This is a genomic window from Geodermatophilus sp. SYSU D01186 (genome assembly GCF_054050215.1).
Map to the genome: position 1 here is coordinate 34,466 of NZ_JBJGYW010000011.1, position 21,125 is coordinate 55,590.

Consider the following 21,125-nt stretch of genomic DNA (forward strand, 5'->3'; position numbering starts at 1 on the left):
CGCACCACGGAGGTCTACTCCGCGGGACCGACAGAAAGGTGTCTCGCCACAGTCGGACCGCTCCGTCACGCCCCGTCAGGCGAGGTCCCGCCGCATCGTGACGTGCACGATCCCGGCCTCCACGTACTCCTCGCCGACGGCGGTGTAGCTGGCCCGCTCGTAGAAGCCGCGGGCGCTCACCTGGGCGTGCAGCTCCACCCCGGTCAGGCCGAGGAGCACCGCCTGCCGGTGCAGCTCGGCGAGGACGCCGGCGCCGTACCCCCGCCCGCGCACGGCGGCGTCGACCGCCATGCGCCCGACCACCGCCCGCCCGTCGCGGACCAGCAGCCGCCCGGTGGCCACCACGCGGCCGTCGTCGTCCCGCGCGAGGGCGTGCACGGCGGTGGCGTCGTGCTCGTCCTGCTCGATCTCGGCCGGCACGCCCTGCTCCTCGACGAAGACGCGGGTGCGCAGCGCCACCACCGCCGGCCAGTCCGCGGCCGTCACCGGCTCGCCCCTCACCGGGCCACCGCCGGCAGCGCGCCGGCCGGGACGAGCAGGAAGCGCAGGTCGATGACGACGTGCAGCAGCACCGGGAGCAGCAGCGAGCCGGTGTCCAGGTACAGGCCGGCCAGCACCCCGCCGAGGACGCCGGTGGTGACCACGCCGGCGAGACCCTGGTAGGCGTGCGCCAGGCCGAAGGCGAGGGCGGCGACGGCGACCAGCACCGGCGTCGGCAGCCCGCCGGTCACCGCCGCGACGACGGCGAGGAAGAACCCGCGGTAGAGCCACTCCTCGCACACGCCGGCGGTGACGCCGACGAGGGTGAACAGCCGTCGCTCGCCGCGGGTGCGCGGCAGGAGGGCCAGCGTCGCGTGCACCGACGGCTCGGCGTGCCGCCCCTCCCCCGGCCGGCGCTGCACCTGCTCGGCCCCGGCCAGCGCGCCCGACCGCAGCGCCCGGGTGGAGACGACCACGAACGCCAGCGTCAGGAGCGCGGCCGCGCCGGCCACCGGCCCGGGCCACTCCTGCGGCCAGCGCAGCCCGACCCCCGCGGCGGAGACCCCGGGCGCGGACAGCCACACCACGAGGACCAGGACGGCCAGCCCCCACTCGAGGACGAGCAGCCGCCGGTAGAACGACCGGCGCGCGCCGCCGTCGGCCCGCAGCCGTCCCTCGAACCGGCGGTGCAGCACGTGGCCGACGACCGGTTCGCCGAGGACCAGGTAGCCGGCGACGACGACCGCGGACAGCGCCGCGGGGCCGAAGTCGGCCAGCGAGGCGGGGAGCCCCTGCACCGCTGGGGCCTCAGGCCTCGGCGCGCAGGACGTCGAGCGCGCCGGCGAGGTCGGCGGGGTACGGGCTGCGGAACTCCATCCAGTGCCCGTCGGCCGGGTGCGCGATGCCCAGGTGCACCGCGTGCAGCCACTGGCGGGCGACCCCCAGCCGCGCGGCCAGCGTCGGGTCGGCGCCGTAGGTGGTGTCGCCGACGCAGGGGTGGCGCAGGGCCGAGAAGTGCACGCGGATCTGGTGGGTGCGGCCGGTCTCCAGCTTGATGTCGACCAGGCTGGCGGCCGGGAACGCCTCGACCACCTCGTAGTGGGTGACCGAGGGCCGCCCGCCCTGGACGACGGCGAACTTCCAGTCGTGCTTCGGGTGCCGGTCGATGGGGGCGTCGATGGTGCCGCGCGACGGGTCGGGGTGCCCCTGGACGAGGGCGTGGTAGCCCTTGTCCACGGTGCGCTCCTTGAACGCCGCCTTGAGCACGGTGTAGGCCCGCTCGCTCTTGGCGACCACCATCAGCCCGGTCGTGGCGGCGTCCAGCCGGTGCACCACGCCCTGCCGCTCGGCGGCGCCGGAGGTCGAGATCCGGTACCCGGCCGCGGCCAGCCCGCCGACCACCGTCGGCCCCTCCCAGCCGGGGCTGGGGTGCGCGGCGACGCCGACGGGCTTGTCCACGACCACGATGTCGTCGTCGTCGTGGACGACGGTCAGACCGGCCACCGGCTCCGGCGCGGTCGGCTCACCGGGCGGCGGGGGCAGCTCGACCTCCAGCCAACTGCCGCCGGAGACCCGGTCGCCCTTGCCGCGGACCCGCCCGTCGAGCAGCACCACGCCGGCGTCGGCGAGGTCGGCGGCCGCCCCGCGGGAGAGGCCGAAGAGCCGGGACAGCGCCTGGTCCACGCGCTGCCCCTCCAGCCCGTCGGGCACCGGGAGGGCACGGTGCCGGCCCGCGGGACTGCTCACGCCGTCCATCCTTCCTCAGGACTGCGTGGCGCCGCCGTCGCGGGCGGCGCCGTCCGCGGCGCGCGAGCCGTCGAACTCGATCCCGCGCAGCGCCAGCAGGACGCCGAGGACGCCGCCGCAGACGATCGCGGAGTCGGCCACGTTGAAGATCGGGTAGACCTGCCCGTCGGGGGCGAACACCGACACGAAGTCGACGACGCCGCCGCGCAGGAACCCCGGCTCGCGGAAGACGCGGTCGACCAGGTTGCCCAGGGCCCCGCCGAGCACCAGCCCGAGGGCGACCGCCCAGCCGGTGGAGAACAGGCGCCGGGCGGTGCGCACGATCACGACCGCGACCGCCGCCGCGATCAGCGTGAAGACGACGGTGAACCCCTCGGCGAAGGAGAACGCCGCGCCGGTGTTCCGGGCGTGGGTGAGGTAGAGCGCCCCGCCGAGCAGCCGGATGTTCTCGCCGCGGTCGATCGTGGCGACGACCAGCAGCTTGCTGGCGAGGTCGGCGCAGAACACGGCCACCGCGAGCAGGAGGAGCAGGCGGGTGCGGGGACGGCGGGCCGACGTCGCCGGCGCTCCGGCCGCGTCGTCCGGCGGGCCGCTGGGTACGGACAGGGGTGCTCCTCGGTCGTGGCTGGCGCGGCCGGTCACCGCCGTCCCCCGACGATAACCGCGCCGCCTCGACCCCCGGCCGTCCCGCACGGGCTGTGCAACTCGAACGGCGTGTGATCCATCTCATGACGCCCTGCGACACATGTCACCACTCCGAGTGACATGTTGGGGCGTTCAGTGACCGTTACCTGGACAGGTACAGCACCTCCCCCGAGCACGGAAGGCCGTCGTGTCCACCGATCTCGCCCCAGCCACCGACCCCGACGTAGTCCTCGTGGGTGGCGGCATCATGAGCGCGACCCTCGCGTCGCTGCTCGGTGTCGTCGCCCCCGACTGGAGCGTCACCGTCTTCGAGTCCTCGTCAGCGGTGGCCGGGGAGAGCTCTGACGCCTGGAACAACGCCGGCACGGGGCACGCGGCCCTCTGCGAGCTGAACTACACCCCCGCCGGCAAGGACGGCTCGGTCGACGTCACCAAGGCCGAGACCATCAACGAGCAGTTCCAGGTCTCGCGGCAGTTCTGGTCCCACCTGGTCCGCGCGGGGCTGACCGGGGCGCCCAAGGAGTTCATCACCCCCGTCCCGCACATCAGCTTCGTGTCGGGTGAGAACGGCCGCGCGTACATGCGCAACCGGTACGCCGCGATGACGGCGTCCCCGCTGTTCGCCGGCATGGAGTACACCGACGACCCGGCCGAGCTGGCCGGGTGGATCCCGCTGATGATGGCCGGCCGCAGCGCCGCCGAGCCGGTCGCGGCGACCCGCTCGTCCGCCGGCACCGACGTCGACTTCGGCTCCCTCACCCGGCTGCAGTTCGCCGCCGCCGAGGACCGCGGCGTGCACGTGCACGTCAACCAGCGGGTCACCGGCATGCGGCGGCGCGGCGACGGCCGCTGGGCGGTCACGGTCCGGGACACGGTCTCCGGCGACGAGCGCACCGTGCGCGCCCGCTTCGTCTTCGTCGGCGCCGGTGGCGGCGCGCTGCCCCTGCTGCAGAAGGCCGGCATCCCCGAGATCCGCGGCTTCGGCGGCTTCCCGGTCAGCGGCATGTTCCTGCGCACCCGCTCCCCCGAGCTGGTCTCGGCGCACCAGGCCAAGGTCTACGGCCAGGCCGCGGTCGGCGCCCCGCCGATGTCGGTGCCGCACCTGGACCTGCGCCTGATCGACGGCGACCACTCGCTGCTGTTCGGCCCCTACGCCGGCTTCTCGCCGAAGTTCCTCAAGGCCGGCTCGATGTTCGACCTGCCGCTCAGCGTCAAGCCGAACAACCTCGGCTCGATGCTCGGCGTCGCCCGCACCGAGATGGCCCTCACCAAGTACCTGGTCGGCGAGCTGCTGCAGTCGCGCAGCGCCCGGCACCGGACCCTGACGGCGTTCGTGCCCCGGGCCGAGGAGCAGGACTGGGACATGATCACCGCCGGGCAGCGCGTCCAGGTGATCAAGCAGGACCCGAAGACCGGCCGCGGCGTCCTCCAGTTCGGCACCGAGCTCGTCGTCGGCGGCGAGGGCACGGTCGCCGGCCTGCTGGGCGCCTCGCCGGGCGCCTCGACGGCGGTCTCGGCGATGCTCACCGTCCTCGAGCGCTGCTTCCCGGACCGCATCGACGCCTGGCGCCCGGCGCTGCAGGATGCCATCCCCTCCTACGGCCGCCGCCTCGCCGCCGACCCGGCGCTGCTGGCCGAGGTCCGCGCCGAGACGATGCAGACCCTGGAGCTCAACGGCTGACCCGGGTCGGCTCGCGCTCCCGACGACCACACCCCAGACGCCCCCTCGGCCCCGCCGAGGGGGCGTCTGCCGTGTGGTCGGGCCTCTGGCCGGCGGCGCGGGACGGCCGGGGGGCACCTGGCCGCGGCGTCGTCCGAGGACGACCGATCAGTCAGCCTCGGTCGGGGCACCGGTCTCGCCGCGCCAGCCGGCCAGTCGTCCGGCGCGGCTGACCGCGCGCAGCCGCTGCTCGGCGGCGGGCCGGGAGCGGCGGGCCGACACGAGCAGCGCCTGGTCACCGCGCATGAGCCGCGTGGTGGCGTCGGGGACGAACGGCCGGCCGTCGCGGACGATGAGGACCACCGCGGCGTCCTCGGGCAGGCGCAGTTCGGGCAGGTAGACGCCGTGCAGCCGGGAACCGTGCGGGACGGTGAGCTGCAGCAGGTCGGCCTCCAACTCGTCGAGGGGTGCGGACTCCACGTCGACGTCCCGCGGGGTGACCGGCGCGGCGATGCGCAGCCGGCGGGCCACCCAGGGCAGCGACCAGCCCTGGATGAGGGTGAAGACGACGACGAGCACGAAGACGGTGTCGAAGATGCGGACCGCGCCCTCGACGCCGGCGGCGACCGGGAAGGTGGCCAGGACGATCGGCACCGCCCCTCGCAGGCCGGCCCAGGAGATGAAGACCTGCTGGGCGAGGGGCAGCCGGAACCAGACGAGGCTGGCCAGCACCGACAGCGGCCGGGCCACCAGCAGCAGCGCCCCGCCGACGATCAGCGCCGGCACGAGCGCGTCGTCCAGCCGATCCGGGGAGGCCAGCAGCCCGAGCAGGACGAACAGGCCGATCTGGGCCAGGGAGGCCATGCCCTCAGCGAAGCCGATGCTCGCCGAGCGGTGCGGCAGGGCGGCGTTGCCGAGCACCACGCCGGCCAGGTACACCGCGACGAACCCGGAGGTGTGCGCCAGGGCCGCCGCGGAGAACGCGAGCACGCACAGCGCGAGGGTCGCCAGCGGGTAGAAGCCGGCCAGCGGGAGGGCGACCCGGCGCAGCAGTTCGGCGCCGGCCATGCCGACGGCGACGCCGATGGCCGCGCCGCCGACCAGTTCGGCGACGATCGTCAGCCCGACCAGCCACCAGGCGTGCGCCTCGCCGTCGGTGAGGTAGGTGGCCAGCGCCGCCACCAGGAGGATGGCGGGCGCGTCGTTGAGGCCGCTCTCGGCCTCGATGGAGGCGGCCAGCCTGCGGGGCAGGGGCAGCCGGCGCAGCGCGGCAAAGACGGCGGCGGCGTCGGTGGAGCTGATGACCGCGCCCAGTAGGAGGGCGAAGCCCCACGGGAAGTCCAGCAGCCAGACGACGATCGCCGCGGTGACGACGACGCTGACCACCACGCCCACGGTGGCCAGCGACACGCCCGGGCCGATCGCCCGCCGGACGTCGTTCCACCGGGTGGTCAGCCCGCCCTCGGCCAGGATGATCAGCAGTGCGGCGACGCCGAGGGTCTGGGTGAGCTGCACGTCCTCGAAGTCGATGCCCACCCCACGCTCGCCCAGGGCCACCCCGAGGGCGAGGTAGATCAGCAGGCTGGGCAGTCCGAGCCGGTCGGCCAGGCGCAGGGCGACGGCGGCCACGAGCACGATCAGGGCGCCGAGGGCCAGGGCGACGGTGACCGTCGTGTTCACCGGGCGGCCCTGTCCACCTCCGCAGTCTCCCGTACGGAGCTCCCGGCGCGGTTCCGGCAGTCCGTCGACGGGCGGTGGCGCGCCTCGGGGACAATGGACGGCGTGAGCTCTCCCGGCCCGTTCCGCGCGCTGCCCCCTCAGGTCGACCTGCCCGCCCTCGAGCAGGAGATCCTGGGCCGCTGGGAGGCCGACAAGGTCTTCGCCCGCTCGCTGGAGGCCTCCGCCGGCCGGCCGCAGTGGAACTTCTACGAGGGGCCGCCGACCGCCAACGGCCGCCCCGGCACCCACCACATCGAGGCGCGCGCGTTCAAGGACGTGTTCCCCCGGTTCAAGACCATGCAGGGCTGGCACGTGCCCCGCCGCGCCGGGTGGGACTGCCACGGCCTGCCGGTGGAGATCGCCGTCGAGCAGGAGCTGGGCTTCGCCGGCAAGCCCGACATCGAGCGCTACGGCATCGCGGAGTTCAACGCCCGCTGCCGGGAGTCCGTCGAGCGGCACGTCGACGCCTTCACCGAGCTGACCCGCCGCATGGGGTACTGGGTCGACATGTCCACCGCCTACTGGACGATGGACCCGGCCTACATCGAGAGCGTCTGGTGGTCGCTCAAGCAGGTGTTCGACAAGGGCCTGCTCGTCGAGGACCACCGCGTCGCCCCCTACTGCCCCCGCTGCGGCACCGGCCTGTCCGACCACGAGGTGGCCCAGGGCTACGAGTCGATCACCGACCCGTCGGTCTACGTGCGGCTCCCGGTCACCAGCGGCGAGTGGGCGGGGAAGGCCGACCTGCTCGTGTGGACGACGACGCCGTGGACGCTGCCGTCCAACACCGCGGTCGCCGTCCACCCCGACGTCACCTACGTCGTCGCGCGGCGCGGTGAGGACACCCTCGTGGTGGCCGAGCCGCTGCTGGGCGCCGTCTTCGGCGACCTCGAGGACGTCGAGGTGCTGGCCCGCACCACCGGCCGGGACTGGGAGCGGGTGCACTACCGGCGGCCGTTCGAGCTGGTCGCGTTCCCACGAGGACCCCAAGGGGAGGAGATCGACGCCCACTACGTCGTCCTGGCCGACTACGTGACCACCGACGACGGCACCGGCCTGGTCCACCAGTCCCCCGCCTTCGGCGCCGACGACCTCGCGGTGTGCCGCGGCTACGGCCTGCCCGTGGTGAACCCGATCGACGCGACCGGCCACTTCCTGCCCGAGGTGGGCCTGGTCGGCGGCCGCTTCTTCAAGGCCGCGGACGACGAGCTGGTGGTCGACCTGCAGCGGCGCGGCGTCCTGTGGCGGGAGCAGCGCTACGAGCACAGCTACCCGCACTGCTGGCGCTGCCACACGCCGCTCATGTACTACGCCCAGCCGTCCTGGTACATCCGGACGTCGGTGGTCAAGGACCAGCTGCTGGCCCAGAACGAGCGCACGCACTGGCACCCCGAGCACGTCCAGTGGGGCCGCTACGGCGACTGGCTGCGCAACAACGTCGACTGGGCGCTGTCCCGCGACCGGTACTGGGGCACCCCGCTGCCGGTCTGGCGCAACGACGCCGACCCGTCGCGGATGCTCGTCGTCGGCTCGCTGGCCGAGCTGTCGGAGCTGACCGGCCGCGACCTGTCCGACCTCGACCCGCACCGGCCCTTCATCGACGAGGTCACCTTCACCCGGCCGGGTGAGGAGGGCACCTACCGGCGCGTGCCCCAGGTCATCGACGCCTGGTACGACTCCGGCTCCATGCCCTTCGCCCAGTGGGGCGCGCCGCACCACAACCAGGAGGAGTTCGAGGCGGCCTACCCGGCGCAGTTCATCTGCGAGGCGATCGACCAGACGCGCGGCTGGTTCTACTCGCTGATGGCCGTCGGCACGCTGGTGTTCGACCAGAACTCCTACGAGAACGTGCTGGTCCTCGGCCACATCCTCGCCGAGGACGGCCGCAAGATGAGCAAGCACCTGGGCAACATCCTGGAGCCGATCCCGCTGATGGACCGGCACGGGGCCGACGCCGTCCGCTGGTTCATGCTGGCCGGAGGCTCGCCGTGGTCGGCCCGGCGGGTGGGCCACGAGACGCTGTCCGAGGTCGTCCGGAAGGTGCTGCTCACCTACTGGAACACCGCCAGCTTCTTCACCCTCTACGCCGAGACCAACGGCTGGGACCCCGCCTCGTCGCCCGCTCCCCCGCGGGCGGAGCGGCCGCTGCTGGACCGCTGGGCGCTGGCCGAGCTGGCCGCGGTCACCGACGGCGTCACCGCGGCCCTGGAGGACTTCGACACCCAGGGCGCGGGCCGGCTGATCGCCCAGTTCGTCGACGACGTGTCCAACTGGTACGTGCGCCGTTCCCGCCGGCGGTTCTGGGACGGTGACCCGGCCGCGCTGGCCACGCTGCACGAGGTGCTCGACGTCCTCACCCGGCTGATGGCGCCGTTCACCCCCTTCGTCACCGAGGAGGTGTGGGGCCGGGCGGTCACGCCGGGTCTGGTGGACTCGCCCGACTCGGTGCACCTGGCCTCCTGGCCGGAGGTGGACGCCGACGCCCGCGACGACCGGCTGGTCGAGCAGGTGGAGCTGGTGCGCCGGCTCGTGGAGCTGGGCCGCTCGGCCCGGACCTCGGCCAAGGTCCGCACCCGGCAGCCGCTGGCCCGCGCGGTCGTGGCCGCACCCGGCTGGTCGGAGCTGCCGCGGGACCTGGTCGCCGAGGTCGCCGACGAGCTCAACGTGGCCGAGCTGATGGACCTCTCGGCCGTCGGCGGTGACCTGGTCGACGTCAGCGTCAAGGTCGACTTCCGGGCGGTCGGCCGGCGGCTGGGCAAGCAGGTGCAGGCCGTCGCCAAGGCCGTCGCCGCCGCCGACGCGGCCGCGCTCGTGGCCGCCTACCGCGCCGGCACGGCCACCGTCGAGGTGGACGGCGCGACCGTGATCCTGGAGGACGGCGACCTGGTGGTCACCGAGACCCCGCGCGAGGGCTGGACCGTGGCCAGCGGCGGCGGGCTCACCGTGGCGCTCGACCTGGAGCTCACCCCGGAGCTGGAGCGGGCCGGCCTGGTCCGCGAGGCCGTCCGGCTGGTCCAGGAGGCCCGCAAGGGCAGCGGCCTGGCCGTCAGCGACCGCATCGAGCTGTGGTGGACCGTCGACGACTCCCCCGCCGGCGCCCAGATGGGCCAGGCGCTGACCGAGCAGGGCGCCCAGGTGGCCGACGAGGTGCTCGCCGTCCGGGTGCACACCGGCACGGCCGGTCAGGGTGACGGCGTGGAGGGCCCGGCCGGTTCCCGCTTCTGGGTGGCGCGGGCCGGCGGCTGAGCCTCGGGGTCGCCCGCGGGGTCAGTACCCGCGGGCGGCCCGACGCCGCGAGCGCTCGACCTCGGCCAGCTTCCGCACCGGCCGGCAGGCGCCGCACGGGGTGAACCCGTCGGCGCGGGCCTCGACCATCGGCAGCGGGATCGCCGTCCGCCCGCTCAGGTGCACACAGCCAGCCGCGTGGTAGCGGGGGTGCTCGTCGACCACGAGCACCTCGTCGGCGAGGTCGACGACCAGCAGCAGGTCGGTCACCTCGACGTCCTCCTCGCCGGGCTCACCGTCGGGCGTGGGGTTCCGGACAGCACCGGGGACGGCCGCGTGCGCTCCCGTGGGGGGATCGTCGTCCACCGGCTCCCAGGCAGGGACGTCCTCGCGCGCCTCGGGCACGGCGGGCTCCTCCTGCGCTCGCCGCTCGTCCTCCGCCGGCCGCCCGACGCCGTCCGCGGCACGGTGCCCGCCCGGGGCCGGCCCGCGCACCGCGCGCTGCTCCCCCGACCCCGACCCGGCGCCGCCGACGGCCCGGTGCCCGCCGGACGCGGGACTCCGCGCGGGAGCAGACGCGGCGGCCGGGACGTCGACGCCCCGCGACGTACCCACGCGCCGGAGCACCAGCAGGGCCGCGGCCAGGGCGCAGGCGACGACGCAGACCCAGTAGAGGGCCGTGGTGTCCGTGACGACCCCCGCGACGAACGTCCCGAGGCCGATCAGCACCAGCAGGCCCGCCGCCAAGATCACGGACCGACTCTAGCCGGGGCCGCCGCAGCGCCGCCCCCGGACGCAGCAGGGCAGGGACGGCGAAGGGCCCCCGGACGTCGTCCGGGGGCCCTTCGTGCGGCCGTCAGGCGCTGGCGTGCTGGGTCTGCCGGCTGTTGGACGCCGGCTCGGCCGAGCCGCGGCTGTCCAGGTCGCGCAGGTGCGACTCGAGGTAGGACCGCAGGCGGGTGCGGTACTCGCGCTCGAAGGTCCGCAGCTCCTCGATCTTGCGCTCGAGGCTGCTCTTCTTCTCCTCGAGGGTGCCCATGACCTCGGTGTGCCGGCGCTCGGCGTCCTGGTCGAGGGCGGCGGCCTTGGCGCGGGCCTCGCGCTCCATCGTGTCCGCCCGCGTGCGGGCGTCGCCGACCATCGAGTCGGCGCGCATCTTCGCCTCGCTGACCATCTGCTCGCTCTTGGCCCGGGCCTCGGCGACCATGCGCTCGCTGTTGGTCTTGGCGGTGACGACCATCTGGTCGGCCTGGGCCTTGGCCTCGTTGACGTACCGGTCGGCCGTCTCGGTGGCCAGCGCCAGCATCCGGGAAGCACGGGCGCTGTCGTCCTCGCGCGGGGCGGCGACCGGCGGGGGCGGCGGCGCGACGGCGGCGGCCGGCGGCTCCGGGGCCTCCTGGCGGGGCGTCCGGCCGGTGGCCGAGCCGGAGCGGAGCTCGTTGTTCTCCTCGATCAGCCGCGCGAGCTCGGCCTCGACCACGTCGAGGAACGCGTCCACCTCGTCCTCGTCGTAGCCACGCTTGCCGATCGGCGGCTTCTTGAACACGACGTTGTGCACGTCGGCAGGCGTCAATGGCATCGGGTCACCTCGGGTCGGACAGCGGGAACAGGGACGTTCTCGGACGAGCGACGGCGGACCGCACCCGCCCTCCGTGCGTTCCTCTCCCCGGTGGGTTCAGGGATCACGCGGTGGCGGCGAGTGAGGTCGTGATGCCACGCAGGATGTACACGGCAATCAACAGCACCATAAACCCGAGGTCCAACCGGATGGTGCCCAGGTTCAAGGGCGGGATGACCTTCCGGACCGCCTTGAGCGGGGGATCGGTGGTGGCGTAGACGACCTCGAGGCCCGCTGCCACCAGCCCGGACGGCCGCCAGCTGCGGGCCAGCACCATGACCCAGTCGACGACGAACCGGGCGAAGAGCAGGACGAGGAAGACGAGCAGCACCGATGAGACGATCTGCCAGAAGAGAGCCACGGTCCTCGTTCGTTCGGGGCACTCCGCGTGCCGGTCCAGTCGTGGGCGTCGGCCTCAGGACTGGTCGACGAACCCGCCCTCGCGGATCCGAGCCTTGTCCTCGGCCGTCACGTCGACGTCCCTCGGGCTGAGCAGGAACACCTTGTTCGTGACGGGTTCGATGCTACCGCGCAGCCCGAAGATGAGTCCCGCAGCGAAGTCGACGAGCCGTCGCGCGTCGGCGTGGTCGAGTTCGGTGAGGTTCATGATGACCGGACTGCCGTCGCGGAAGGCCTCGCCGATCTGACGGGCCTCGTTGTAGGTCTTCGGGTGCAGCGTGGTGATCCGGTAGGGCTGCGGCGCGGGGGCAGGGGCCGGGGCGGGGGCGGGCTCGGGCACGGCCGCGACCGGCTCCCGGACGGCGAGCCCCGCCGCGCCGGAGGCGGTCGACCCGCCGACGGTGGACGAGAGCCCACCGCCGACCGGGCCACCGAGCCGGGCAGCGGGCGCCGAGGCGGCCGGGGAGAGGCCGGCGCTGCGGTTGACGCCGCTGCGCCGGGGCAGCGCCAGGGGCTCGGGGTCGGGGGCCGGCAGGTCGGCCTCGAGGTCGGCGAAGTGGTCGTCGGCGCGGTAGTCCGCGTCGGCGTACCGGTTGCCGTCGTCGGCGTACCGGTTGCCGTCGTCGCCGTAGTGGTCGTCGTAGGCGTCCTCGGCGTACCGGCTGTAGCGGCGGTCCTCGAGGTGCCGCTCGTCGCTCCGCCGGTCGTCGTGCCGGTCGTAGTCCGCCTGGCGGGCGTCGTACCGGCCGTAGGCCCGGGCGTCGTCGTCCTCGACGAGCCCGAGGTAGATGCCCATCTTCCGCATGGTCCCGGCCATCAGCCCTCCCCCTCTGGTGTCGTCCTCGTTGCGCGCGTCCTTCACCCGGGCTGGTGGGACCCGTGTGACTGGTGTGACTCGTCCTCCCGGGAGGGTAGGGGCCGCTCCCCGAAGAGCGCGGTTCCGACACGCACGAGCGTGCTGCCGGCCGCGATGGCCTCCTCCAGGTCGGCGCTCATCCCGGCGGAGATCTCCCGCGCCCCCGGGTGGTCGACCCGCACCCGCTCGGCCAGCGCCGCGAGCCGCGCGAACGCCGGCGCCGGGTCACTGTCCCGCGGGGCCACCGCCATGAGGCCGCGCAGCACGACGCCCTCCTCCGCGGCGACGGCGTCGGCCAGGGCCGGGACGTCGTCGGGCGCCGCACCTCCCCGGGCGGCGAGCTCGCCCTCGGGCCCGCCGAGGTCCACCTGCAGGAAGACCTCGACCGGCCGGCCCAGCTCCACCCCCGCCCGCGCCAGCGTGCGGACGAGCGGGAGCCGGTCGACCGAGTGCACCACCGCGCCCAGCCGGGCCACCGCCGCGGCCTTGTTGCGCTGCAGCTGGCCGACCATGTGCCACTGCAGCGGCAGGTCGGCGAGCTCGGCGGCCTTGCCGGTCAGCTCCTGGGCGCGGTTCTCGCCGAAGTCGGCCTGGCCGAGCGCGGCGAGCTCCCGGACCGCGGCGGCGGGCCACGTCTTGCTCACCGCGAGGAGACGCACCTCGGCCGGGTCGCGGCCGGCGGCACGGGCCGCCGTGGCGACCCGCGCACGCACGGCCCGGAGGCGGTCGGCGGGGGTGGTCACGGAGGCGATCCTCCCAGCGCTCACCCGAGCCAGGTGACGCCCGCCTGCCGCCCGGTGACGCCGTCGCGCCGGTGGGAGAAGAGGAAGCGGTCCTCGGCGGTGCACCGCGGGTCGTGGACCACCTGACCGACGCCGGCGCCACGGAGCAGCTCCGCCAGCCCGGCCCGCAGGTCCAGCCCCGGGGTCCCCCTGCGGGTCCGGACGGCGGCCGACGGGGCGATCCGGGCGACCTCGGCCTGCATGGCCCGCGGCACCTCGTAGCAGGCGCCGCAGACGGCGGGCCCCAGCAGCGCGGTGACGTCGGCGGCGCGGGCCCCGAGCCCGGTCATGGCGGCCAGGGCGGCCGGCACGACGCCCTGCCGGACGCCCTCCCGGCCGGCGTGGACGGCGGCGACCACGCCGGCGCGGGAGTCGGCCAGCAGCACCGGGACACAGTCGGCGACCAGCACGCACAGCACCAGGCCGGGCGTGCGGGTGACGAGCGCGTCCGTGGCCGGCAGCGGTCCGTCGACGGGGCCGTCGACCACGGCGACACCCGTGCCGTGCACCTGGTCCATCCAGACGAGGTGGTCGGCGTCCACGCCGAGCTCCCGCGCCAGGCGCTGCCGGTTGGCCGCGACGTCCGCGGGGTCGTCACCCACGTGCCCGCCCAGGTTGAACGAGTCGTAGGGAGCACGGGACCGGCCGCCCCTCCGGTCGGTGACGACCCGGCGGGGTCGCACCGCCGGAGGAGCGGCCGGCTCTGAGCTCACGGCGTCGCCCCCGTGCAGGGGCCCGCCGCGAGCGTGCGAGCGGTGGGGAGCACGGGGGTCCTTCTACTGGCGGAGGAACTCCGGGATGTCGAGCTCCTCCTCGAAGTCCTCGTTCGACAGCGGGCGGCGGCCCGCGCCGCCCGCACCCGGCACCGGGGGCAGCGGGGGCACGGTGATGCCCCCACCGGCCGCGGGGCGGGAGGGCAGCTGGGAGGTCGAGGGCAGCGGCGCCGGCTGGGCCTGGGGGACCTGCGGGGCCGAGCCGACCAGCCGCTCACCGGTGGGCGCCGGCGAGACGGCGGTCACCGGCTGCGGGTGCACGGGCATCCGCGAGGCCACGGGCGGCGCCACCGGGGCGGCGGCGGGCACGGAGGCGACACCGGCGTCCTTGCGACCGCTGGGCTTGCCGCCGTCGAACCCGGCGGCGATGACGGTCACCCGCACCTCGTCGCCGAGGGCGTCGTCGATGACCGCACCGAAGATGATGTTCGCGTCGGCGTGCGCCGCGTCGGACACCAGCGAGGCGGCCTCGTTGATCTCGAACAGGCCGAGGTCCGAGCCACCGGAGATCGACAGCAGGACGCCGTGGGCGCCCTCCATCGAGGCCTCCAGCAGCGGGCTGGCGATGGCCTGCTCGGCCGCGAGCAGGGCGCGGTTGTCGCCGCGCGCGCTGCCGATGCCCATGAGCGCGGACCCGGCGCCGGACATGACCGACTTGACGTCGGCGAAGTCCAGGTTGATCAGGCCGGGCGTGGTGATCAGGTCCGTGATGCCCTGGACACCGGAGAGCAGCACCTGGTCGGCGGTGCGGAAGGCGTCCATGACGCTGACGTTCCGGTCGCCGAGCTGCAGCAGCCGGTCGTTGGGGATGACGATGAGCGTGTCGCACTCGTTGCGCAGCTCCTCGATGCCCGACTCGGCCTGCACCGCGCGCCGCTTGCCCTCGAAGGAGAACGGGCGGGTGACCACGCCGATGGTGAGCGCACCGAGCTTGCGGGCGATGGAGGCGACCACGGGCGCACCGCCGGTGCCCGTACCGCCGCCCTCCCCCGCGGTGACGAAGACCATGTCGGCGCCCTTGAGCACCTCTTCGATCTCCTCGCGGTGGTCCTCGGCGGCCTGCCGGCCGACGTCGGGCTGCGCGCCGGCGCCGAGCCCACGGGTCAGCTCGCGACCGACGTCGAGCTTGACGTCCGCGTCGCTCATCAACAGCGCCTGGGCGTCGGTGTTGATGGCGATGAACTCGACCCCCTTGAGGCCGACTTCGATCATGCGGTTGACCGCGTTCACCCCGCCGCCGCCGATGCCGACGACCTTGATGACCGCGAGGTAGTTGTGCGGAGGTGTCATGTGGGGCTCCCGACCTCGACCCTCATCCTCAAGTAAAGCCTTATAGTTATGTCAACTGGGTCGACGCGGACGAAGTTAGATGGGCCGCCACGGGCCCTACAAACACCCTCCCGGGCCCGGCGTGTCGACAGAGCCGGATCACACGGATCTCGGCCGACCCACTGGTCACATGGACACCACCGAGAGTGACGACCCGCGCCAGGAACGTCTCATGTGCAGGTCAAGGTCACGGACACGCCGACGACCGGGAACCCATGAAAGTGATCTGGCGCGTCGGGCGTGTCGCGTCCCCGCGCGTGTCGCCCGGCCCGCTGACCAGCGCCGTCCGGCAGCGACGCCACCCGGTCCGCGAGCGGGGGCTCACTGCCGCGGCAGCCGGCCCAGGAGGTAGAACTCCTCGTTCGGCGGGATCGCCGCCCAGTGCGCGATCCGGTTGGACAGTGCGAAGAGCGACACGATCGCGCCGACGTCCCAGACGTCGTCCTCGGTGAGGCCGTGCCCGCGCAGGCGCTCGAGGTCCGCCGCCGTCACCGCCGCCGGGTCCACCGCGAGGCGGACGGCGACCTCCAGCACCGCGTGCACCCGCGGCGACAGCGGCGCCTTGCGCCAGTCGACCGCGACCTGGTCGGCGATGTGCGGGTCGCGGGCCCGGATGCGGGCGATGGCCCCGTGCGCGACGACGCAGTAGAGGCAGTCGTTGGCCGCGCTGGTCGCCACCACGATCAGCTCGCGGTCGGCCTTGGACAGGCCAGGGGTCTCCTTGTCCATCAGCGCGTCGTGGAGCGCGAAGAACGCCGCCGCCTCGGCCGGACGCCAGGCCAGCGCGCCGAAGACGTTGGGCAGGAAGCCCGACCGCTCCTCGACGTCGGCGTAGCGCTCCCGCAGTTCGGGGGCGAGCTGGTCAGGGGTGGGGACGGGGAACCGGCTGATCGGCGAGGAGGTCACCGGCCCAGCCTGGTCCGCGCGTCAGCGGAGGACCACCGCGGACGGCGCGCTCACGTCGATGGTGCCGGCCGGCTCGAGCGCGCCGGACCCCAGCTGGTCCAGCAGTGCGACGAGCACGTCGGCCTTCTCCCCGGCGTGCTCGGCGCTCCCCCACAGCACCGTGGTGCCGTCGGCCAGCGTGAGCGTGACGTCCTCCGCGGTGGTGGCCGAGGCCGCCGCGACGTCGGTCCGGACCTCGCGCGGCAGGGCGACCAGCGCGGCCAGCGCGGCCCGGGTGGCCCGGTCGCCGGGTCCCGGGGCCGTCACGTCGAGCGGCACCACGCCGGCCGGCGGCGCGCCGGTGACCGTGTCGAAGAGCACCCCGTCACGGTCGACGAGGCTCCGGGTGCCGGCCTGGTCGACCACCGCGACCGGCACCCGCTCCACCACCGTGATCACGACGCTGCGCGGCCACCCGCGGGTCACCTCGACCGACGCGACCTGGGGCAGCCGGGCCACCCGCGCCTCGGCCGCGTCGACGTCCACCCGCAGCAGCGGCGTGCCCTCGGCGATGCCGGCGACCTCGACGACCTCCTCGGCCGTGAGCGTGCCCGCGCCGTCGACCTGCACGGTCGAGACGGCGAGCACCGGGCTCCCCCACCCCACCCAGGCCAGCAACGCGAGCGCCGCCACGGCCAGGCCCGCGCGCACCAGCAGCCGGCGGCGACGGTCGCGAGGGCTGTCCCGGCGCCGGCGGACGGCGGAGGTGCCGGTGCGGCGTCCGGACTCGGGAGCGGGCCCGGAGCCGCGGGAGCGGTCCCGGGTGGTCGTCCCCGAACGGCTCACCTGCCCGGGCCCGCCGGCTCGTCGAGCGCGGCGCCCGACCGCGTCCGCAGCACCTCGAGCACCTCGGGCCCGACCATGGAGACGTTCCCGGCGCCCATGGTGATCACCAGGTCACCGGGCCGGGCCCGCTCGGCCAGCGCCGGGGCCGCCGCCGACCACGACGGCTCGAACTGCACCTGTCCGGCCGGCAGGGGGACGGCGTCGGCGACCATCGCGCCGGTGATGCCGGGCACCGGGTCCTCCCGGGCGCCGTAGACGTCCATCACCACCACCTCGTCGGCCAGGCCGAGGGCCGCGCCGAAGCCGGTGGCGAACTCCCGGGTGCGGCTGTACAGGTGCGGCTGGAAGGCGACCAGGACCCGGCCGGAGCCCGCCACGGCGCGGGCCGCGCGCAGCTGCGCCCCGACCTCGGTCGGGTGGTGGGCGTAGTCGTCGTAGACCCGCACCCCGCCGACGACGCCCTTGAGCTCGAACCGGCGGTGCACGCCGCCGAAGCGGCCGAGGCCGGCCACGAGCCCGTCGGCGGGCAGCCCCAGCTCGAGGCCGGCCAGCAGGGCCGCGGCGCTGTTGCGGGCCATGTGCTCGCCGGGGACCCGGATCTGCACCCGGCCCAGCACCTCGCCGTCGAGGACCGCCGTCCACGCGGTGGCGTCCGGGCCGACCTCGACGTCCAGCAGCCGCAGGTCGGCGTCCGCCGCGGTGCCGTAGGTGCGCACCCGAGCGGGGGTGGGCACGCCGCGCAGGCGGGCCGAGCCCGGGTCGTCGGCGCACAGGACGACGAAGCCGGCGGGGTCGACGGTGCCCAGGAACCGGTCGAACGCGGCCTCGACCGCCGCGAGGTCGCCGTAGTTGTCCAGGTGGTCGGCCTCGACGTTGGTGACGATCGCCCCGTGCGGGCCGAGCAGCAGGAACGAGCGGTCGCTCTCGTCGGCCTCGGCGACGAAGACGTCGCCCTCGCCGGCGTGCGCGTTGCTGCCGGACTCGTTGAGGTCCCCGCCGATGGCGAAGGAGGGGTCCACGCCGCAGGCCTGCACCGCGACGGTGAGCATCGAGGTGGTCGAGGTCTTCCCGTGCGTGCCGGCGACGGCGACGCTGCGCTTGCCGGCCATGACCGCGGCGAGGGCGACCGCCCGGGGCAGCACCCGCAGGCCGCGGGACCGGGCGGCGGCGAGCTCCGGGTTGTCCTCGCGGATCGCGGTGGAGACGACGACGGTGTCGGCGTCCCCGAGGTGGGCCGCGTCGTGACCGAGCTCCACCCGGGCGCCCAGGGCGCGCAGGGCCAGCAGGGTCGGGGTGTCGCGGCGGTCGCTGCCGGAGACGGGGACGCCCCGGGCGAGCAGGATCCGCGCGATCCCGCTCATGCCCGCCCCGCCGATGCCGACGAAGTGCACCGCACCGAGCTCGGCCAGCGAGGGCACCGGCTCGTTCCAGGCGGCCACCGCTGCGGCGCTCACTGCCCCGCCACCTCCAGCACGATGTCGGCCAGCCGTTCGTCGGCGTCCCGGGAGCCGGCGGCCGCGGCGTGCTCGGCGTATCCGGCCAGCGCGGCCGGGTCGGTGACCAGGGGCACCACGTTCTCCTCGATCCAGGACGGCGACAGGGCGGCGTCGTCCACCAGCAGTCCTCCCCCGGCCTCCACCACCGGCAGCGCGTTGCGCCGCTGCTCGCCGTTGCCGATGGGCAGCGGCACGAACGCCGCGGGCAGCCCGACCGCGGACAGCTCCGCGACGGTCACCGCGCCGGAGCGGCACAGCGCCAGGTCGGCGGCGGCGTAGGCGAGGTCCATCCGGTCCAGGTAGTCGACGACGACGTAGGGCGCGCCGCCCGCCGGCCGGGCGGGCACGGACACGTCGGTGTTCTTGGGCCCGCGGGCGTGCAACACCTGCACCCCGGCGGCGGTGAGCGCGTCGGCGGCGCCGACCGCCGCGCGGTTGAGCGATCCCGCGCCCTGTGAGCCGCCGAAGACCAGCAGCGTGGGCCGGTCGGCGTCCAGGCCGAAGGTGCTGCGGGCCTCGGCGCGGCGGGCGGGCCGGTCCAGCGTGCTGATCGCCGTCCGCAGGGGCATGCCGACGTGCTCGGCGCCGCGCAGCGGCGTACCCGGCGCGGTGACCGCAACGCGGGCGGCCAGGCGGGCGCCGACCCGGTTGGCCAGGCCCGGCAGCGCGTTCTGCTCGTGCACCACGACCGGCACCCGCTGCCGGCGCGCCGCGAGGTAGGCGGGCAGTGCCACGTAGCCGCCGAAGCCGACGACGACGTCGGCGTCGAGCTCCCGCAGCAGCGCCCGGGTCTCGGTCACCGACGAGCGCACCCGGCCGGGCACCCGCAGCAGGTCGACGGTGGGCTTGCGCGGCAGCGGCACCGGCGGGATCAGCCGCAGGTCGTAGCCGCGGGCGGGGACCAGCCGGGTCTCCATGCCGCGGGCGGTGCCGAGGCAGGTGATCCGCAGGTCTCCGTCGGGGACGCCGCGGCGGCGCAGGGCGTCGGCGAGGGCCAGCATCGGCTCGATGTGGCCGCCGGTGCCGCCGCCGGCGAGGACGACGCTCGTGGTCATCGGGGCCTCCGGGGCGAGTCGGGAGAGGTGGACCGGGCGCGCGGCGGCGGCTGCCGGCGGGCGTCCTGGCCGCGGCCGCGGGGGTCGGGCACCCGCCGCTCGCGCGGGCCCGCGGCGCGCTCCCTGCCGGGGACGACGCGGGCCACCGTGCGGCTGCCGGAGACGGCGGGCCCGCGGGCCGGTCGCTCCTCGGCCCGGCCGGAGCCCCGGTCCGGAGGCTCCGCCCGGGGACGGCGGCGCGGGCGGACCGGCTCGACGGCGTGCTCGGGCACCGGCAGGAGCAGCCGGGTCAGCCGCCCCGGGGTGCGGCGGCGCTGGTGCTCGATGGCCTCGGGCTCGCTGCGGGCGAAGCGGATCAGCAGCCCGACGATGAACAGGGTGAGGACCAGGGAGGTGCCGCCGGCCGAGACCAGCGGCAGGGTGACACCGGTGACCGGCAGCAGGCCGACCACGTAGCCCATGTTCATCGCGGCCTGCCCGACCAGCCACACGGTGATGGCGACGCTGGCCAGCTGCACGAAGCGGTCGGCCGAGCGGCGGGCGATCCGGAAGCCGGCGTAGGCGAGCACCCCGTAGAGGGTCACCACGACCAGGCAGCCGAGGAACCCGAGCTCCTCGCCGATGATCGCGAAGATGTAGTCCGACTCGGCCTCGGGCAGCAGGTTCCACTTCATGGCGCTGTTGCCGAGCCCCACTCCCCACAGGCCCCCGGTGGCCAGCGCGTAGAAGCCGCGGATGGCCTGGAAGCCGGAGTCGGTGGGGTCGGCGAAGGGGTCGAGGAAGGCGGTGATCCGCTCCATCCGGTAGGGCGCGGCCTTGACCATGACCCAGATGCCGAGCGCGGCGGCGCCGGCGCCCCAGGCGAAGAAGCGCAGCGGCATGCCGCCGCCCCACAGCAGGCCGACGAGCACCAGGCCGAGGCTGACCACCCCGCCGAAGTCCGGCTCCAGGTACAGCAGGAGCGACAGGACGCCGAACACCGGCAGCAGCGGCACCAGCAGCGTCTTCACCGTCAGGTAGCGGTCGCGGACGGCGAGCATGTGCGCGCCCCACAGCGCGAAGACGAGCTTGGCCAGCTCCGAGGGCTGGAACTGGGTGACGCCGAGGTCCAGCCAGGCCCGGGAGCCGTTGAGCTCCATCCCGAGGCCGGGGACGAACACCGCCAGCAGGAGGACGGCGGAGCCGACCAGCGCCAGCGGTGCCCAGCGGCGGATCAGCCCCGCGGGCAGCCGCAGCGCCACGGCCAGGGCGCCGAGCCCGATGACGGCGAACACCAGCTGGTCGACGCCGGGGCGCCAGGCCGGCTGGTCGTTGAGTGCGGCCTCGATCGCCGAGGCGGAGAAGACCATGACCAGGCCGATGGCCAGCAGCATGCCGGCCGCGCCCACAACGAGGTGGCAGCTGGTCATGGGGCCGTCGAGCCAGGCCGGACCGCGGAGGCGGCGCCGGGCGGCGCCCCGGGTGGCTCCCGCGGTCCGCGGCGCGCCGGGCGCGGGACGGACGCCGGTGGACTCCATCCGGCCATCGTGACCGGTGGGGCCCGCCGTCCGGGACACCGGCGGGGCGTGTCGCATCGGTGAGGTGCTGGAACGGCCACCCCTCAGCGGTCCG

19 protein-coding genes are annotated in these 21,125 nt (G+C 75.1%); 2 read left to right on the plus strand and 17 right to left on the minus strand.

Annotation, left to right across the window (positions count from 1 at the left end):
* Positions 1-75 precede the first annotated feature (75 nt).
* From ACI784_RS10305 to lspA, 4 genes are read right to left on the minus strand one after another with little or no spacing between them, the layout of a single operon-like run.
* Positions 76-486, minus strand: coding sequence for a GNAT family N-acetyltransferase (locus ACI784_RS10305; RefSeq protein WP_457013390.1), 411 nt, complete (start codon positions 484-486; stop codon positions 76-78).
* An 11-nt stretch (positions 487-497) separates the two neighbouring features.
* Entirely contained in the window at positions 498-1,277 is a 780-nt protein-coding gene (locus ACI784_RS10310) for a CPBP family intramembrane glutamic endopeptidase (RefSeq protein ID WP_456924840.1), read from the minus strand.
* A gap of 10 nt (positions 1,278-1,287) precedes the next feature.
* A complete protein-coding gene (locus ACI784_RS10315) occupies positions 1,288-2,235 on the minus strand; it encodes an RluA family pseudouridine synthase (protein ID WP_457013391.1) in 948 nt (315 codons plus the stop codon).
* A 6-nt stretch (positions 2,236-2,241) separates the two neighbouring features.
* Positions 2,242-2,868: a signal peptidase II gene (gene lspA, locus ACI784_RS10320; RefSeq protein WP_456924842.1), complete on the minus strand. Its 627-nt coding sequence runs from the start codon at positions 2,866-2,868 to the stop codon at positions 2,242-2,244.
* Between the two features lie 190 nt (positions 2,869-3,058).
* Between lspA and mqo the strand changes: the two genes are divergently transcribed.
* Positions 3,059-4,552 (plus strand): malate dehydrogenase (quinone), encoded by a 1,494-nt coding sequence (gene mqo, locus ACI784_RS10325; RefSeq protein ID WP_457013392.1) that lies wholly within the window; start codon positions 3,059-3,061, stop codon positions 4,550-4,552.
* Positions 4,553-4,699: 147 nt separating this feature from the next.
* Here mqo and ACI784_RS10330 read toward each other — a convergent pair whose 3' ends face one another.
* Positions 4,700-6,211: a potassium/proton antiporter gene (locus tag ACI784_RS10330; RefSeq protein WP_456924844.1), complete on the minus strand. Its 1,512-nt coding sequence runs from the start codon at positions 6,209-6,211 to the stop codon at positions 4,700-4,702.
* 102 nt (positions 6,212-6,313) lie between these two features.
* Between ACI784_RS10330 and ileS the strand changes: the two genes are divergently transcribed.
* Positions 6,314-9,496 (plus strand): isoleucine--tRNA ligase, encoded by a 3,183-nt coding sequence (ileS, locus tag ACI784_RS10335; RefSeq protein ID WP_457013393.1) that lies wholly within the window; start codon positions 6,314-6,316, stop codon positions 9,494-9,496.
* Positions 9,497-9,517: 21 nt separating this feature from the next.
* Here the strand turns inward: ileS and ACI784_RS10340 are convergent, their stop codons facing one another.
* From ACI784_RS10340 to ftsW, 12 genes are all read right to left on the minus strand, one after another.
* On the minus strand, positions 9,518-10,228 hold the full coding sequence (locus ACI784_RS10340; protein ID WP_457013394.1) for a hypothetical protein: 711 nt from the start codon (positions 10,226-10,228) through the stop codon (positions 9,518-9,520).
* Positions 10,229-10,331: 103 nt separating this feature from the next.
* Positions 10,332-11,054, minus strand: a complete 723-nt coding sequence (locus tag ACI784_RS10345) for a DivIVA domain-containing protein (protein WP_456924847.1) — start codon at positions 11,052-11,054, stop codon at positions 10,332-10,334.
* 103 nt (positions 11,055-11,157) lie between these two features.
* On the minus strand, positions 11,158-11,454 hold the full coding sequence (locus ACI784_RS10350; protein WP_097204615.1) for a YggT family protein: 297 nt from the start codon (positions 11,452-11,454) through the stop codon (positions 11,158-11,160).
* A gap of 54 nt (positions 11,455-11,508) precedes the next feature.
* Positions 11,509-12,309: a cell division protein SepF gene (locus ACI784_RS10355; RefSeq protein ID WP_456924848.1), complete on the minus strand. Its 801-nt coding sequence runs from the start codon at positions 12,307-12,309 to the stop codon at positions 11,509-11,511.
* 41 nt (positions 12,310-12,350) lie between these two features.
* Complete coding sequence (locus ACI784_RS10360) at positions 12,351-13,091, minus strand: YggS family pyridoxal phosphate-dependent enzyme (RefSeq protein WP_456924849.1); 741 nt, start codon at positions 13,089-13,091, stop codon at positions 12,351-12,353.
* Between the two features lie 20 nt (positions 13,092-13,111).
* On the minus strand, positions 13,112-13,843 hold the full coding sequence (pgeF, locus tag ACI784_RS10365; RefSeq protein ID WP_457013395.1) for a peptidoglycan editing factor PgeF: 732 nt from the start codon (positions 13,841-13,843) through the stop codon (positions 13,112-13,114).
* A gap of 63 nt (positions 13,844-13,906) precedes the next feature.
* Positions 13,907-15,193, minus strand: coding sequence for a cell division protein FtsZ (ftsZ, locus tag ACI784_RS10370; RefSeq protein WP_456924851.1), 1,287 nt, complete (start codon positions 15,191-15,193; stop codon positions 13,907-13,909).
* A 360-nt stretch (positions 15,194-15,553) separates the two neighbouring features.
* Entirely contained in the window at positions 15,554-16,138 is a 585-nt protein-coding gene (locus ACI784_RS10375) for a peroxidase-related enzyme (RefSeq protein ID WP_457013396.1), read from the minus strand.
* 21 nt (positions 16,139-16,159) lie between these two features.
* Positions 16,160-16,963 (minus strand): cell division protein FtsQ/DivIB, encoded by an 804-nt coding sequence (locus tag ACI784_RS10380; protein ID WP_457013397.1) that lies wholly within the window; start codon positions 16,961-16,963, stop codon positions 16,160-16,162.
* Positions 16,960-18,417, minus strand: coding sequence for a UDP-N-acetylmuramate--L-alanine ligase (gene murC / locus ACI784_RS10385; RefSeq protein WP_457013398.1), 1,458 nt, complete (start codon positions 18,415-18,417; stop codon positions 16,960-16,962). The genes ACI784_RS10380 and murC overlap by 4 nt, the downstream gene beginning before the upstream one ends.
* Positions 18,414-19,514 carry an undecaprenyldiphospho-muramoylpentapeptide beta-N-acetylglucosaminyltransferase gene (gene murG / locus ACI784_RS10390; protein WP_457013399.1) on the minus strand — a complete coding sequence of 367 codons (1,101 nt, stop codon included), beginning with the start codon at positions 19,512-19,514 and terminating at the stop codon, positions 18,414-18,416. The genes murC and murG overlap by 4 nt, the downstream gene beginning before the upstream one ends.
* Entirely contained in the window at positions 19,511-21,031 is a 1,521-nt protein-coding gene (gene ftsW / locus ACI784_RS10395) for a putative lipid II flippase FtsW (protein WP_456924856.1), read from the minus strand. Before ftsW ends, murG begins: the two co-directional genes overlap by 4 nt.
* Positions 21,032-21,125: the final 94 nt, after the last annotated feature.